The sequence below is a fragment of the Methylobacterium sp. FF17 genome, from assembly GCF_025813715.1.
In the GTDB taxonomy this organism is placed as follows: domain Bacteria; phylum Pseudomonadota; class Alphaproteobacteria; order Rhizobiales; family Beijerinckiaceae; genus Methylobacterium; species Methylobacterium flocculans.
This window is the reverse complement of record NZ_CP107532.1, coordinates 4,120,317-4,134,855: the sequence shown is the minus strand read 5'-3', so window position 1 is coordinate 4,134,855 and position 14,539 is coordinate 4,120,317. Positions and strand designations below refer to the sequence as shown.

The window sequence follows — 14,539 nt, the reverse complement described above, 5'->3', positions numbered from 1 at the left end:
GCGAATTCACTCGAACCGGTCTCCATCGGCTTCCTCATTTTCGAGCAGCGGCTACCTGCAGAGCTAACACGCTCGGCGGGTTGAAACGCATACATGAATGAAAAGGCCGCAAACTTCCGACCGGTAAAATCACGCCCGTCCGCGCACGGCCATGCGACGCACACCGGTTGGGTTCCTGCGCCGTCATGCCTTAGTGTCGCGAAATGCGAGCGTGACGCCCGTTCGTACGACGCGAAAAAGCGTCACGAAGGCTGCGTAAGTGAAATCGTATGCGACGAAGACAGCCAGCAGCATGAGGGCAAACAGCCCAAGAGGCTCTTTGGGCTCCTCGCGGTCATACCAGAGCGGATCATCACCAGCAGGCATTTGGTCTCAACCTCCGCCGGCTTGGATGCCCACGCCCGCTATCAAGCATCTGATCGCTCGATTGTCACCGTCTTGGTTAGCGCATCCTTAACGACGTTGAGCGTCAGGACGGCAGGAGGCCCACCACCGAAGGCCTTGACCCGATTGCCCGATCCAGCGAAGGCTTCAAATATCATATGCCATGAGACTGAGAGATGATCAGTTCAGATTTCCTTGTACTTACTATTTTTACCATTGCACTGATCTTCACTATGGCCGCGGTTTCGAGCACCATATATGCTAACGTTCAAGCCTGGCTTTTTACAAAGCAACCTGTCCGCTGCCGCAGCTCGGCCCGTGATCCTGACGGCGACGTATGAACAATTGACGCTGATCCAAGGAATTACCATCGGGCTGATCCGAGCTTGATGCTAATGATCAGGGGCCTGCGCTGGGTCGAAGTCTATCCCGTCGGATGAGGTGTCCTCTGCCTGCCAAGCCTCGCCTAGCGACTTGGAAGATCGGGGTTGCCGCTGTCCAGGATCACCTTTTCCCATAGTGCAGTCGTCACAAATCGAGCCAATGGCGCGACGATTTCGAGCCTGGATTTCGCTGAAGGAGGCAGCCGTTACCTGTGTTGCACTCACGGCAAGCATTACGGCAACCATAAGAGTATTCAGTCCAACCAACCTGCTGTCCGATCCATAAACGTTCCGCCGCAACGGCTTCAAGCAGTTAGTTTGGGCTGAAGCATGACCTAGTTTGCTCCATGCGGCCTGATCTCGAAATCGTCGTCTGATCCAACGCGTCACCGTCTGGCAGGTGCCGGGCTTGACCCGACGGTCCATCCTCAGCGAATAGATAGGCTCCTCCGGTCCATGTGGCTGGAGACAGCGGGCGGCTCTTTCGGGGCCGCCCGTTTGCGTTCAGAGACCATCCCCTAAGCATGACGCCGGCCCAGATCGATGATCTGTTCCGCGCGGCCGAGCAGATAGCTTAAAGGAACTTCGCCGCAGCGCACTGTAAACGGACGCTGCATCATCCTTAATAGTCGCCGCGCAACAAGCATATGCAGGTTGTTAACGCCTCCGCATCATGTTCCATTGTCTGAAACGCACAGACAATGTGTGAGTTGTGAACAAGATCGAGGGAGTGCCTAGGGATGAGCTTTACGCTTAACGTCGCCGTCATCCTTGGTGTCGTCTACCTTGCCGGCATCGTCGAGTTCGCAGTCTGGTGCTATAATGCGCCTGTAGCACCCGAAGTTCTTTCTTCAGACGAATAGCCCGATCAGCTTCATTACACCCCACCATTCCGCGTATCCCCAAAAGGCAATGGTGATGATGAAGAACACCATCAGGGCCGCGAACGTGAGCCACGTCGAAATGCGCTCGCGAACATTTGCTAGCGCATTAGTCTGACCCGCTCACGCGAGTTCACCCGAGTCAGTCTCCATCGGCTTCCTCATTCCTGAGTGGCGATTACCTGCGTAAGCTAACACGCTCTGCAGCTTGAAACGCACTCGTGGACGAAAACGCCGCAAGTTTGGTAAGGGATACTTACGTAAGTGCGCGCGCCGGCTTGCCCTAATTTGCCAACGTCCTGATCAAGCGCGGAAACGAACACCTTTCACAAAACTTCAGACCAAGACGGACGGTAATACGTTACACGTCCTGATTGCATTAGGATCCAGAAGCCGTCAGGACAGCGTTCGTGCGGGGAGTCGATCAGCTCGATCCGCATACCCATCCCGCCCGCGCCTTCTATATGCGACGTATCGTGGATGATGCAGGTAACTCTCGTCCCGTCGGCGAACAGCGCGAAGCCCTGCTCCGCCACCTCTGTCCTTGAGAATTGGCGCTTGTCCGCTCCGGCTTCCCGCTGTGGTTTTCCACGAGACATGGATGTAGTTTCCTAATTGAGTCCTGCGGTTATGCTCCTATAGGGCACAGGTCTGGTTACGAGACCCCTCTACCGGAAGGCGGTAGGCCGTTTGTGGAGGCAACTTCCGTTCGGGTTGCTTAACGGTTCCGCTCGAGCCACTTCACCGGCTGCGGTCGCACTCATCTCGCTCTGCTCGCGATCCTGCCGGTCGACATCAACGCGCCGCAGCCTTCCTAATCCAGCGCGTCACCGTCTGGCAGATGCCGGGCTTGACCCGACGGGCATTCCGCGCGCAATAGGTACGATGTCGCCAGCGCTGTGACGGTCCGCTCTCGGACCCGCCCGCCTGCACCTTCCCAACACCCCGATCCGACGCTCGTCCGAGGCCCGCTTCACGCGTGCTTTTTGCGTTCGCCGGACCGGTTCGCCCGGTCGCACGTCACGCGACCCGCTTGGCCCCGTCACGGCCTTCGCCTGACCCACGGTACGGGTCCCGTCCGACCACCGTCCCCAGCGGCACCATGGGGCCCGGCTTCCGTCCGCGCGGCGACGCACGCCCGCACGCACCCCTCCCCCACGGAAACCCCAAGCCTCGAAGGCACCCCTATGTCCGTCACCTCCTATGGGCTCAACGACGCCCTCGCCGTGAAGCTGTGGTCGAAGAAGCTCGCCACGGAAGCCACCAAGGCCCTCGACATCGCTCCCCTGTTCGGTGAGGGCGACAAGTCCGTGATCCAGGTCAAGACCGAGCTCAAGAAGGGCGTCGGCGACAAGGTCACCTTCGGCCTGCGCATGCAGCTGTCCGGCAACGGCTTCACCTCCTCGGACCGCGCCGAGGGCAACGGTGAGCAGCTGACCACGAACTCCGATGCGATCGTGATCGAGGAGCTCGGCAACGTCGTCGGCATCCGTTCGAAGAACACGATCGACGCCCAGCGCGTGAACTTCGACCTGCGTGAGCAGGCCCGCGCCGGCCTCGCCGACTGGTTCCAGCTCCGCACCTCGGTGTCGTTCTTCAACCACGCCTGCGGCTTCACCCCGGCCAACTTCGTTCAGGTGGACGGCTCGGGTGGCGTGAAGTTCACCGCCAACAATGCGGTGACCGCCGCGACCCGCGTCGTGCGCCCGAACGCCCGCACCAACGACGGCGCCATCGTTGCCGGCGACATCTTCTCCCTCGATCTCATCGACTCGGCGGTGGAGATCGCAAAGACCGGCGGCAACGCCGGCGACGTGAAGATGCGCCCCGTCAGCGTCGAGGGCATGGGCGAGATGTGGGTCATGTACCTGCACCCGACCCAGGTCACGCAGCTGCGCCGCGGCACCGCCGCCGGCCAGTGGCTCGACATCCAGAAGGCCGCGATGCAGGGCGGCGAGGTCACCAAGAACCCGATCTTCACCGGGGCGCTCGGCGTCTACAACAACGTGGTGCTGCGCGAGTCCCAGCAGGTCACGATGGGCGTGGCGCCCGACGGCAAGACGATCCTCCCCAACGTCCGCCGCGCCGTCCTCATGGGCGCGCAGGCCGCCACGGCTGCCTTCGGTAAGGACGGCGGCACCGAGAAGTACCGCTGGAACGAGGAGCTGTACGACCACAAGCGCGAACTCGAGGTCTCCGCCTGGGCGATCTGGGGTCTGAAGAAGACGACCTATAACGGTCGCGACTTCGCGGTGATCGTCGTCTCGACCTACGCCGTCAACGCTGGCTGATCGCAGCCCTGACCGATCCTGATGCGCGGGCCGGCCCCGGCCACCTGCGCGTCTCCCCCTCCTTCCTGATCGAAAAGGGCCCGCCATGGCCACCAATGTGAACCCGTCCAAGCCGCCCGTCCGCTCGCTCCTGCACGGCCAGGTGGGCGAGATCCGCGCTCGCGTGCGCTTCGATGACCTCCTCGCCGGCGGCATGCCGATGCGCGCCGCCTTCCCGGCCGGCGCCATCATCACCCGCACCACCATCGTGGTGAGCCAGGCCTTCAACGCCGGCACGACCAACCCCCTCGTGGTCGGCTCGACGCCCGGGGGCAACGACCTCGTCGCGGCCACGGATTCCGTTGCGCAGACCCTCGGCGTGAAGCGGCCCGACACCGCGACCGCGCTGGGTCAGCTCGCCGCCGACACCGTACCGTTCGTCTCCTACAACCCGACCGGTACCGCGCCGACCGCTGGCGTCGCGGACATCGTGTTCGAGTACGTCGCGCCGCGCGCCTGAGGCGCCCGGTGAACCTGACCTACTGGACCCTGCACGCCGCAGCGGTCATGACGGCGGAGCCCAGCGCCCCGCCGTCGCCCCCTCCGACCGACGAGCCAAGGCCAGCCGATGCCGAACGCGCAAGGGAAGCCGACGCTCGGCGACCTCCTCGACGAGATCGCGGACGACATCGAGCGGGCGGACCTGGACCGACAGATCGCGGTCGCGGTTGACCGGGCGATCCGGCACCACCAGCCGGAGCGGTTCACGTTCAACGAGCGGATCCTGACTTTTCAGACCATCCCGGGCGCCGACGTGTACGGCGGCGGGGATGCGTCCGAGATCCCGGGGTTGCTGGCCATCGACAGCGTCATGCGCATCGAGGGGGAGCAATCCTATCCGCTGAAGCGCATCGCCGAGACTGCGATCGAGCGCCTCGACGATCCGGGCAGCGCCACGCAGCCCTGCGCCTATTCCTACTTCGACCGGTCCATCCGACTATGGCCCATGCCCTCCGGGGCCTGGACCATCCGGCTCGCCGCGCACATCGAACTGCCCGCGCCGAAGGATCGAGACGACACCTCCGCGTGGGTGGACGAGGCCTCCGACCTCATCGCGGCCCGAGCCAAGCGGCACCTCGGCCTCAACGTGCTGCGCGACCCGGCCCTTGCCCAGGCGCAGGGCCTGCTCGCGGACGAGGCCTTCCGGTCCCTCCGGGGCCGCGCCAACCGCATCGCCTCGTCCGGACAGATCCGGGCCTATCACCTCTGACCCGAGGACCGCCCGATGGCCGCCCCGATCACCGATTTCTCCAGCCTGCGGACCGCGTTCGAGGAGTACCTCGCGCGACCCGACCTGACCGAGTACCTGCCGTTCTTCCTCCAGGTCACGGAGGCTTGGCTGAACCGCAAGCTGCGGACCCGGGAGATGCAGGCCACGGCGGGCGTACTGCCGGTCGTGGGCGGCTACTCGCTGCCGACCGACTATCTCGAATGGATCGGCGCGATCTATGCGAACCCGACGATCCGGACGCCGCTGAGCCTGCGCTTCGTCGAGGCCGATTCCCCGGAGTTCCGCTACCGGCACCGGCCCAACGGCGACCCGCAGTACTTCACGGTGCTGGGCGATCAGCTCCAGACCCGCTCCACCAAGGCCGGGACGGTCACGCTGACCTATTATCGGCAGATCCCGGCCCTGACCGAGGCCGCGCCGACGAACTGGCTGATCCAGAAGGCGCCCGAGCTCTACCTCTACGGCACGCTCGCGGAGGCCTACCGCTTCCAGAAGGACGAGGCCCGGTCCACCGAGTGGGCGAGCCAGGCCGCCGCGTTCCTGATGGGGCTGATGGGCCAGGGCGACGCGCAGAAGGTCGCCAGCCGGCCGAACCGCGTCGCTGAGAACGCGGGCGAGGCAAACGCACGTAACGCGGTGGGCTGACCCGGGTGGACGAGCAGCAGCCCGCCCCGCGCGTCGCCCTGGCGGCCTTCGCGCCCGACGTCGCGTCGCTCGACGCCACCGCCTCGGCCGTCGCCACAAACGTGGTGCCGCGCGCCGACGGCTGGGGGCCGTTCGCCTCGCCCTCCCCGATTTCGGCGTCCCTGCCGGCGGGTTGCCGCGGCGCCATCGAGATCAACTCGCCGGCCTACGGCTTCCCGATCTACTTCGCCGGGACCGGAACCAAGCTCTACCGCTACAACCTCGGCTCGGCCGGCTGGGATGACGTGTCCCAGGCGGGTCGGACCTACAGCGTGCCGCCGGGCGATTACTGGTCCTTCGCGGTCTACGGTTCGCGCCTGCTCGCCTGCACGCTCGGCACGCCGGTCCAGGTGATCGACATCGACATCGGCAAGCAGTTCAAGGATCTGGCCGGCAACCCGCCGCGCGCCCGGCACATGGGCGTGGTCGGCGAGTTCGTGGTGCTGGCGGGGCTCGCGGCCGACCCCAACGCGGTGGACTGGTCCGACCTCGGCAACATCGAGTTTTGGCAGCCGGGCGTCGGCGGCGGCCACACCTCCGACCTGCAGATCTTCCCCGACGGCGGCGCGGTGACGGGGTTCGCCGGCGGCGAGTTCGGCATCGTGTTCCAGGAGCGCGCGATCCGGCGCATGGTCTTCGTGCCAAACTCGGCCGAGGTGTTCAGCTTCGAGGTCTACGAGGAGAACCGGGGCGCGGTGGCGCCGTGGTCCATCGCCAAGACGGGCCCGCGCGTGTTCTTCCTGGACCGCGACGGGTTCTACCAGTTCCAGGGCGGCGCCTCGGTGCCGATCGGCGCGGAGCGGGTGAACCGCTTCTTCGCGGCCCGGGTCGATCCGAACCAGGTCGCCTCGGTCGTGGCGATCCGCGACGTGACCGGGCCCCGCGTGCTGTTCGCCTACCGCAGCCGGATGCCCGATCCGGCCGACCCGACGCTGCTGGACGAGATCCTGCTCTACGACTGGCTGCTCGACCGCTGGTCGTTCATCCTGATGCCCGTGCGGTTCGGGCTGGTGGCAGCGACCCCGGCCGTCTCCATCGACAACATCCCGGGCTCCCTGGACGACCCCGGGCAGAAGTCCCTCGACGATCCCTCCTATGCCGGCGGCGCGCCCGCCCTCGGCGTGATGACGGCGGACAACCGCCTCGCGCTGCTGACCGGCCCGAAGCTCGAAGCCCTGTTCGAGACGGCGGAGGCCATGATCTTCCGGCCGGACCGCGCCTTCATCGACGGCGTGCGCCTCGACAGCGACGCGGACGACTGGCGGGTGGCGGTCGGGGGCCGGGAGAAGGCGTCGCAGTCGGCTCCGGTGGCCTACCGCCCGGAGACGTCCCCCACGGTCGAGCGCTTCGCGCCGTGCCGCTCCTCGGCGCGCTACCATCGTGCCCGAGTGCGCATCCCGGCCGGAACAGCCTGGAGCTACGCCTCGGCGATCGAGCCGCGCGCGCGCCGCGAGGGTGGGCGATGATCGTTCCCGGCAAAGGCGAGACCCGCATCGACCGCATCATCCAGACGCTCGGCGAGCTGGCGACCGGTGGCTCGAACGCGCTGGGCCGGGCCGACGTCACGCTGACGGCGGGGGCGTCCGAGACCACGGTCACCGATTCCCTCTGCACGGAGGGCGCCCTGGTGGTGTTCTCGCCCCTGACCGCCACGGCCGCGTCGGCCTTCCCCTTCCTGAAATCCACGGCGCGCGGCTCGTTCGTGCTCGGGCACACGGTGTCCGATGCGGCCGACCGCGTGCTGCGCTACGAGATCCGGCGGCCCTGATGCGTCTCCACCCCGTCGAGCATGCCGACCTCGCAAGCGCGTGGCCGGTGGCGAAGCCGTGGCTGGCGCAGGCCTGCGCGCGGCCCGGCTGCGACCTCACCGTCGCTGACCTGCGCGAGCTGGTCGAGGCGGAGACCGCGCTCCTGGTGCTGATCCTCGGCGACGACGGCGTGCCGATCGGCGCGGGGGCGACCCAGGTCCGCGATCTGGCCGATGGCGGCCGCTCCTGCTGCGTCCTGGCGGTGGGCGGCACCGACGTGCGCCGCTGGCGGGACATCATGCGGGTGATCGAGGCTGGCGCGGCGCGCAACGGCTGCTCCCGCGTCGAGTTCGTCGGCCGTGTCGGCTGGGCCGCGCTGCTGCCCGACTACCGGGTCGACGCCTATTACGTGAAACACCTCGAGGTGGCCTGATGAGCGGCGGATCGAAGACCACCACGCAGAAGACCGAGTCGAAGACCGATCCGTTCGCACCCGCGATTCCCTCGCTGCAGAAGATCATCGACGGCGCGAACACGGCGTACGACTCGGGCGTCGGCTCCCAGGTCTACGGCGGGCAGCGCGTGGCCGGGCTCGGCGCGACCACCACGGCCGGCCTCGACAGCATGAAGGCCGCCGCCGGCGGGACGACGGGTGCGACGCAGTCCGGCATCGGCCTCGTGGACGACCTGCTGAAGTCCGGCGGCTCCACCCCCGCGACGCAGGACGCGCTCTCGGGCCTGATGAAGGTCCCCGGCGTCGACACCTCGGGCGTGGCCTCGGCATCCGCGCGGATGGCGGACCCGAACAGCACGGCCGCCACGGTGGGCAAGGGCCTCGCGTCCAGCGCCTACGCGCTCGATGGGTCCGGCTACAAGGGCCTGCTCGACGAGGTCGGCTCGACCACGCAGACCGAGCGCTCGCTCCAGGACGTGGCCGACGGCAAGTACCTCGGCGGCGCGAACCCCTTCCTCGACGACATCATCGGCCGCGCCGGCAGCGAGGCGGCCTCCTCGGTGGGCCAGAAGTTCGCGGCGTCGGGCCGGTACGGCTCCGGGCGGTTCGCGGCGGCCACGGCCGATGCGGTGGCGAACGTCGAGACCCAGGCCCGCTACGCTGATTACGAGAACGAGCGCGCCCGGCAGGTCCAGACCGCCGGCGCGATCGACAGCGCGGGCAACGCGCTCACGGGCATCCGCTCGGGCCTGCTCGGCGAGATGAACAACGTGCGCGGCGCCAACGCGGGGCAGGCCGTCACCGGCGCGAACCTCGTGTCGGGTGCGGACGCAGCGGCGCTGACCGGCGCGACGGCGCTGGCCGGGATCGAGCAGGCCAACAACGCCCAGAGCCTCGCCCAGGCCGGAACCGCCCTCTCGGCAGCGCAGGGCGACCGCTCGGCAGCGCTCGGCAGCCTCTCTCAGATCGCGGGCCTACAGGACCAGCTTCTCCAGCCGGGCCGGACCATCGCTGCCTTGGGCGCGGTCGAGGACGAGGCGCGGCAGAAGGAGCTCGCGGCCGAGCAGGACAAGTTCAACGAGGGGCAGTCCCAGCCCTGGAATCAGCTCGGTCTCCTGTCGCAGCTCGCCCTCCCCGTCGCGGCATCGGGCAACACCTCGAGCGGCACCACCACCGTGAAGCAGCCGCAGCCGAGCCTCCTGCAGCAGCTGCTCGGCGGCGGCCTCGCCATCGCCGGTACCGCATCGAAGTTCGTGAAGCCGGTCTGAGGGTAGAATCATGAGCGCAGGCATCCCCTACGGCCTCCCCACCGATATTAGCCCCGAGGATCTGGCCCGCCTGTTCGGCAGGGCGCCGATGGGCGCGCCGCAGTCGTTCGCGGGCACGTCCGGCACCATCATGGCTCCGGAGCCGGAAGCGACCACGCCGTCGCCCGCGCCTCTGTCGCTGCGCATCCCGCCCCGCGCGGCGGAGCCATCGCCCGCCGCGCCCCAGATCGATCGGGGCGGACCCGTGCTGCCCGATTTCAAGCCGGCTGACCTGCCGGCGAGCGAGCAGCGTGCCCGCGCGGCCGATATGCCCGCCCCCGGCGCGGTCCCGACCTCCGGAAACGTTCCGGCCCTGCCGGCCGCACCATCTGCCGCGCCGCTGTCGCTCGCGCCTGCGAAGCCGGCCGCACCCGCCGCCGACGAAGGCTTCGACCTCGGCGGCGCCTACAACCGCTTCACCGCTCGCGGCGGGGACGATCTGCTGATCGGGCTCGGCACGGGCTTGATGTCGACCGCTGGGTTCGGCGCCGGGCTCGATGCCGGCTTCAAGAACGCACAGCGAGCCGAAGCCCAGCGTGCGGCCACGGGCCTCGCCAATGCCGAACTCGGCCTGAAGCAGCGCAAGCTCCAGCAGGAGACCGGCGCGCTCGCCGGCAACGCCGCGATCGTCAAGCGTGCCTTCCCGAACCTGTCGGACGCGGAAGCGGCGGCGGCGGGCTCGAACAGCGGGCAGGTCTCCGAAGCGCTCAAGATCCTGCGCGACCCGAGCCACGGCACGGGCGTGTCCCGCGTCACGGTGGGCGGCAACATCTACGAGCTGAAGCCCGGCGAGCGGCCGAGCGCTGCCACCCTGATCGGTCCGGCCGAGGCGGGGCCCGAGCAGGTCGAGGCCCGCGCCGCTGCGGCGGCACGAGGCACGGCCTCGGGCAAGCCCGACGAGACCTTCACGCTGATCCCGGAGGCGGAGCGCGCTTCGCTGGGGCTGCCGGCCGGCTCCTACCAGCGCGACAGCAAGGGAAAGGTCTCGGCGGTCAACCCGACCGGCACCACGATCAACATGGGCGCGGAGAAGGCCCAGGACGCCACGGTCGGGAAGGGCTACGGCGAGTACCAGCTCGACATGGCCACCAAGGGCCGAAACGCGGGCTCGACCCTCAACACGCTGGCCCTGATGGAACAGGCGATGAAGGCGCCGGGGTTCTATTCCGGCTTCGGCGGCGAGTCGGCCAAACGCGCGAACCAGATCCTCGGCGCGCTGGGGGTGAAGGACGCCAAGGCGGCCTCGGCGGCGGAGGTGTTCGACGCTCTCTCGAACAAGGTGGTGCTGGACGGGCTCGGCGGCTCGCTCGGGCCCGGTATCTCGAACACCGACCGCGACTACATCGCCCGCACCGCGCCGACGCTCGCCCAGACCGAGCAGGGCAACCGCGACCTGATCGGCGTCGCCCGCACCTTGGCCCAGCGCCAGCAGGCGGTCTCGAAGCTGGCCCGGGACTATGCGGCGAAGAACGGCGGACGCCTCGACGCCAGCTTCGATCAGGCCCTCGACGAGTTCGCGACGCAGAACCCGCTCTTCCCGACGGCTCGGGCCGGTGAGGCCGCCTCCGCCCCGAAAGAGCCGCCGCAGGGTGCTCCGAGGGGCGCACGGCAGGCGCCGGACGGGAACTGGTACAGTCCCGACCCGAACCGGCCCGGCAAGTACCTGAAGGTGCAGTGATGAAGCTCGTCCCGGTCGATCACGATCCCTTCGCCGACGCGGCGGCACCCGCTGGTGCGCCGCGCCTGGTGCCGGTGGATCACGACCCCTTCGCCCCAGAGGCTGGTTCCCGGGAGGGCCAAGCGGCCAACGCATTCGCACGCGGCATCGTCAACGGTCTGCCTGTGGTGGGCCCCTACGTCCTGGGAGGAATCGACAAGGCCGACGCGGCCGTACGCAGCCTGACGAACGACAGCCGCTACTCCGACGAGACGGCGAAGGCGCAGGACTACGGCATGCGGATGAACGCCGAGCACTCCTGGGCCACGACCGGCGGCGAGATCGCTGGCGGTGTCGTTGGCACGATTCCGATGGTCATGGCGGCCCCTGCGGCCTTCGGCGCGGGCGCTGGAGGCCTTGCGGTACGGTCGGGAGCGGCGCTGCTTTCTGGGGCGGCTCTGGGCGGAGCGGATGCGGCGGTGCGAAGCTCTGGCGACCTTGAGGCGGTGCGGAACGGCACGCTCATCGGCGGTGGGCTTGGTGCTGCCGGCCCGGCAGCCGGGCGTGCCATCGGCAAGGTGGTGAGCGCAGTCCGCGGCGGCGAGCCGGGGCAGGCCGTCATGCGCGAGGCGCTCCAGGGCATCCCGGAGAAGGATCTCGCCGCGGCTCAGCAGCTCCTCGAACAGGGCCGGGCCCTGCCCGGAGGCGGCGTCGACCTGACCGTCGATGAGGCCGTGAACGCAGCGACCGGTGGTCAGGCCACGCGCCTGTCCCAGCTCGCCCGCGTTGTCGCCAATTCTGGCGGCGAGGGCGGACGCCTCATGAACGAGGTCTATGCGGCGCGCCCGGCGGCGATCGATAACGTGGCCCGCTCGGCGTTCGAGCAGATTGCCCCGCTGAACCTCGCGCCCTCGGGGCTCGGGATCGACCTGCAGGCTGCGGCCCGCGCGGGCGTCGCCCAGACGTCAGAGGGCATGGCCCTGACCCAGGCGCGCGCGGCGGTGGGCCCGCGCGTCACCGACGACGCGGCCGGGCAGGTGATCCAGCCCGAGATGCGTCGCGTCGCCGATGCGCGTGAGGCCGCCCGGAAGACGCAGGCCGATGCGGATTACGCCGCAGCGCGGGCCGCACCCGAGAACGTCGGCGTCGAGCGCACCATCACGGTGGAGCGCCCTGGCGAGCCCGTCGTCACGCAACCGGCCTACGCACGGCCGCAGTTCGGAGCCGAAGCGCCGCGCCCCGTCGAAGCGTTTGAGCGCCCGGGCTCCGTCGCGGCCGAGCCGGGCCCCGAAAGCCTTGCCCGCTTCATCGCTCGGAACGGCGGCCTCGCTCTCGATGGCGATGCGGCTGCAACGGACCTCCACCGCTTCCTGGTGCCGGGCGTCGGCAAGGTCGCCCGTCCGGACGGCAAGAGCCTCGACAGCTTCTGGCGCGAGCGCCTGATCGAGGAGGGCTACTTCCGTCCGGACGCCGATGGCGGCATGGCGCGGGACATCGGGCCCGAGCTGCTGCGCAAGCTCCAGAACGAGCAGCGTGGGTTCCCCTCCTACCCGGTCGACAGCGCGGGCCGCGCCAAGGGCCGGGCCGGCGCCGGGCAGCAGGCCGACGAGTATGCGCACGCGCGGTCCCTCGCCGAATCCCGCCTCGACGAGGACCTGACCCGAGCCGGCGTTGATCCGCAGGGCGTGCACCCGGACATCCGCGAGCGGGCGGTCGGCGCCCTGATGCGGGGCGAACACGTCGACCCGCTCGACGCCTACGAGCGCACGGTCGGCGCCATGAAGGGGCCGCTCGACCCCTACGTGAAGTCGACCACGATTCGGGAAGAGGTCCCCGACGTGCGGTTCGGGCAGGTGAACCCTCAGGCTGCTCTCGACACGATCGACACGCATCTGCGCTCGGCCAAGGGCGATGTCCGGGGTGCCCTGGTGCAGGCGCGCCGCGACCTGTTCGGGCCGGACGGGCAGACCGATCTCAGCGTGGAAGGCCTCCTGCACGCGCGCGAAAGGCTCGACAACAGCATCCGCCTGGCCGTGAAGGATGGCGACGGCACGAAGGTGCGCGACCTCCAGGCGGCGCGCTCCGCGCTCGACGGGCAGATGAAGGGCGTGCCCGAGGTGGCGACGGCCGACGCCAACTTCGCCACGAACTCGCGCCCGCTGGAGCCCTTTGAAGTTAACACGCCGCTCGGCCGCGTGGTGAGGCAGGATCCGAACACGGGCCGCATGGCCACGCCGACGGAGCAGGTGCCGACGAACCTGCAGGGCGCCTCCGCGACGCGCGAGTTCCTGGCGAACGCACCGCCGGCCGCGCGGCAGGCCTACGAGGGCCGCGTCGCCACCAAGATCCTGGATGGAGCGACCGACGCACGCGGCAACGTCGATGCGAACCGGCTCAGCGAGGCGTTGCGCGATCAGGCCGACGTGCTCGAGCAGATGCCCGAGGTCTACCATCGCCTCGAGGGCGTGGTGCGGGCTCGCGATGCGATGGCGCGGGTGGAGGCCTCCCCGCTCGGGCGCATCGCTGACCGTCCGGACGTGGACGCCGCGATCCGTGCCGTCTTCACATCGAGTCCGAAGCCCGGCAGTCAGGGCGAGGTTGCCGCCGCCATGGGCGCGCTGGTGAAGAACCGTCCCTCTGCCGCGCGCGATCTGGCTCGCATCCATCTGGAATCCGTCTTCAACGAAGCGACCCAGCAGTCGAAGGGCGTGGCCTCGCAGTATGGCGGCGCCGGCTTCGCCTCGGCGGTTCGTGGCAACACGCAGCAGCGGCACAACCTTGAGGCCACGATCCGCGCCCTGCCCGAGGGCGAGACGATCTGGCAGGGGATGGACACCTTCCTGACCACCCTCGAAGCGACGGGCTACCGGCCGAACAAGGGCTCGGACACCGCCTTCAACCAGGCGATTCAGACCCAGCTCAAGAGCGGGAAGACTCCGGTCGGACAGGCCGTGGCCGATGTCGTCACCGGCGCGGCAGCGGGTGCGGGCGTGGGTGGGGCGACCGGCGCCGTCGGCGGGGCGCTGGTCGGCCTGAAACGCGGCGTCGGCAACGCCATGCTGCAAGCTCGGATGATGGGGAACAGCGAGGCCATCGCCCGCATGCTGACCGATCCGCGCGCGCTGCCGGACCTGCGCGCCCTGGCGAAGTCGCCCACCGGTAGCAAGAACGCCGAGGCGTTCACGCGCCGGTTGCTGACCCTTGCGAACGGTGGAGCGTCGCCAGTTCGAGACGCATCAGCGTCGCGTCGGTAGATTGTTGCGTCTGGCTGACCGCCGCGGCAGCCAGAGTAGAAATCCGCCGCACACGACAATGGTGCCGACCACCAGAAGGGTAGATACGCCCTGTCCGAGCTCGTTGCCGAGCCAAGCGCTGAACGGTGGCACGACCTGCTTCAAGACCCAGCCGATCGCCAGCATGACGGCGGCGAAAAGCGTCCAGGTCAGGATGACGATGGGCAAGCGGCGCATGTTACTCGGC

The 14,539-nt window shown here is 68.6% G+C and carries 12 protein-coding genes; 10 read left to right on the top strand and 2 right to left on the bottom strand.

The genetic code is table 11. The features are described 5' to 3' along the window. Nucleotides 1-183 precede the first annotated feature (183 nt). The gene (locus OF380_RS19590) at nt 184-366 is read right to left on the bottom strand and encodes a hypothetical protein (RefSeq protein ID WP_264046890.1); all 183 of its coding nucleotides are present in this window, start codon (nt 364-366) and stop codon (nt 184-186) included. A gap of 2,469 nt (nt 367-2,835) precedes the next feature. Here OF380_RS19590 and OF380_RS19585 point away from each other — a divergent pair. The 10 genes from OF380_RS19585 to OF380_RS19540 all read left to right on the top strand — a co-directional run bounded on the left by OF380_RS19585 (nt 2,836) and on the right by OF380_RS19540 (nt 14,313). Further along, entirely contained in the window at nt 2,836-3,939 is a 1,104-nt protein-coding gene (locus OF380_RS19585) for a N4-gp56 family major capsid protein (protein ID WP_264046888.1), read from the top strand. An 85-nt stretch (nt 3,940-4,024) separates the two neighbouring features. Beyond that, nucleotides 4,025-4,438, top strand: coding sequence for a hypothetical protein (locus tag OF380_RS19580; protein WP_264046886.1), 414 nt, complete (start codon nt 4,025-4,027; stop codon nt 4,436-4,438). 108 nt (nt 4,439-4,546) lie between these two features. Beyond that, nucleotides 4,547-5,188, top strand: a complete 642-nt coding sequence (locus tag OF380_RS19575) for a phage adaptor protein (protein ID WP_264046885.1) — start codon at nt 4,547-4,549, stop codon at nt 5,186-5,188. A gap of 15 nt (nt 5,189-5,203) precedes the next feature. Then, nucleotides 5,204-5,854 carry a phage adaptor protein gene (locus tag OF380_RS19570; RefSeq protein ID WP_264046884.1) on the top strand — a complete coding sequence of 217 codons (651 nt, stop codon included), beginning with the start codon at nt 5,204-5,206 and terminating at the stop codon, nt 5,852-5,854. Nucleotides 5,855-5,859: 5 nt separating this feature from the next. Beyond that, nucleotides 5,860-7,359: a hypothetical protein gene (locus tag OF380_RS19565; RefSeq protein ID WP_264046882.1), complete on the top strand. Its 1,500-nt coding sequence runs from the start codon at nt 5,860-5,862 to the stop codon at nt 7,357-7,359. Continuing rightward, nucleotides 7,356-7,661 carry a hypothetical protein gene (locus OF380_RS19560; RefSeq protein ID WP_264046880.1) on the top strand — a complete coding sequence of 102 codons (306 nt, stop codon included), beginning with the start codon at nt 7,356-7,358 and terminating at the stop codon, nt 7,659-7,661. The genes OF380_RS19565 and OF380_RS19560 overlap by 4 nt, the downstream gene beginning before the upstream one ends. Next, nucleotides 7,661-8,074, top strand: coding sequence for a hypothetical protein (locus OF380_RS19555; RefSeq protein WP_264046878.1), 414 nt, complete (start codon nt 7,661-7,663; stop codon nt 8,072-8,074). The genes OF380_RS19560 and OF380_RS19555 overlap by 1 nt, the downstream gene beginning before the upstream one ends. After that, a complete protein-coding gene (locus tag OF380_RS19550) occupies nt 8,074-9,363 on the top strand; it encodes a hypothetical protein (RefSeq protein ID WP_264046876.1) in 1,290 nt (429 codons plus the stop codon). Before OF380_RS19555 ends, OF380_RS19550 begins: the two co-directional genes overlap by 1 nt. Nucleotides 9,364-9,373: 10 nt before the next feature. Further along, nucleotides 9,374-11,080 carry a hypothetical protein gene (locus OF380_RS19545; RefSeq protein WP_264046875.1) on the top strand — a complete coding sequence of 569 codons (1,707 nt, stop codon included), beginning with the start codon at nt 9,374-9,376 and terminating at the stop codon, nt 11,078-11,080. After that, a complete protein-coding gene (locus OF380_RS19540; protein ID WP_264046873.1) occupies nt 11,080-14,313 on the top strand; it encodes a hypothetical protein in 3,234 nt (1,077 codons plus the stop codon). The genes OF380_RS19545 and OF380_RS19540 overlap by 1 nt, the downstream gene beginning before the upstream one ends. Here OF380_RS19540 and OF380_RS19535 read toward each other — a convergent pair. Next, complete coding sequence (locus OF380_RS19535) at nt 14,296-14,529, bottom strand: hypothetical protein (protein ID WP_264046871.1); 234 nt, start codon at nt 14,527-14,529, stop codon at nt 14,296-14,298. The genes OF380_RS19540 and OF380_RS19535 overlap by 18 nt on opposite strands. Between the last annotated feature and the right edge of the window lie 10 nt (nt 14,530-14,539).

Excerpts from the sequence above, each read along its gene's own strand:
- OF380_RS19590 (WP_264046890.1), bottom strand. The coding sequence starts at position 366 with ATGCCTGCTGGTGATGATCCGCTCTGGTATGACCGCGAGGAGCCCAAA.
- OF380_RS19585 (WP_264046888.1), top strand. The coding sequence starts at position 2,836 with ATGTCCGTCACCTCCTATGGGCTCAACGACGCCCTCGCCGTGAAGCTG.
- OF380_RS19580 (WP_264046886.1), top strand. The coding sequence starts at position 4,025 with ATGGCCACCAATGTGAACCCGTCCAAGCCGCCCGTCCGCTCGCTCCTG.
- OF380_RS19575 (WP_264046885.1), top strand. The coding sequence starts at position 4,547 with ATGCCGAACGCGCAAGGGAAGCCGACGCTCGGCGACCTCCTCGACGAG.
- OF380_RS19570 (WP_264046884.1), top strand. The coding sequence starts at position 5,204 with ATGGCCGCCCCGATCACCGATTTCTCCAGCCTGCGGACCGCGTTCGAG.
- OF380_RS19560 (WP_264046880.1), top strand. The coding sequence starts at position 7,356 with ATGATCGTTCCCGGCAAAGGCGAGACCCGCATCGACCGCATCATCCAG.
- OF380_RS19555 (WP_264046878.1), top strand. The coding sequence starts at position 7,661 with ATGCGTCTCCACCCCGTCGAGCATGCCGACCTCGCAAGCGCGTGGCCG.
- OF380_RS19550 (WP_264046876.1), top strand. The coding sequence starts at position 8,074 with ATGAGCGGCGGATCGAAGACCACCACGCAGAAGACCGAGTCGAAGACC.
- OF380_RS19545 (WP_264046875.1), top strand. The coding sequence starts at position 9,374 with ATGAGCGCAGGCATCCCCTACGGCCTCCCCACCGATATTAGCCCCGAG.
- OF380_RS19540 (WP_264046873.1), top strand. The coding sequence starts at position 11,080 with ATGAAGCTCGTCCCGGTCGATCACGATCCCTTCGCCGACGCGGCGGCA.
- OF380_RS19535 (WP_264046871.1), bottom strand. The coding sequence starts at position 14,529 with ATGCGCCGCTTGCCCATCGTCATCCTGACCTGGACGCTTTTCGCCGCC.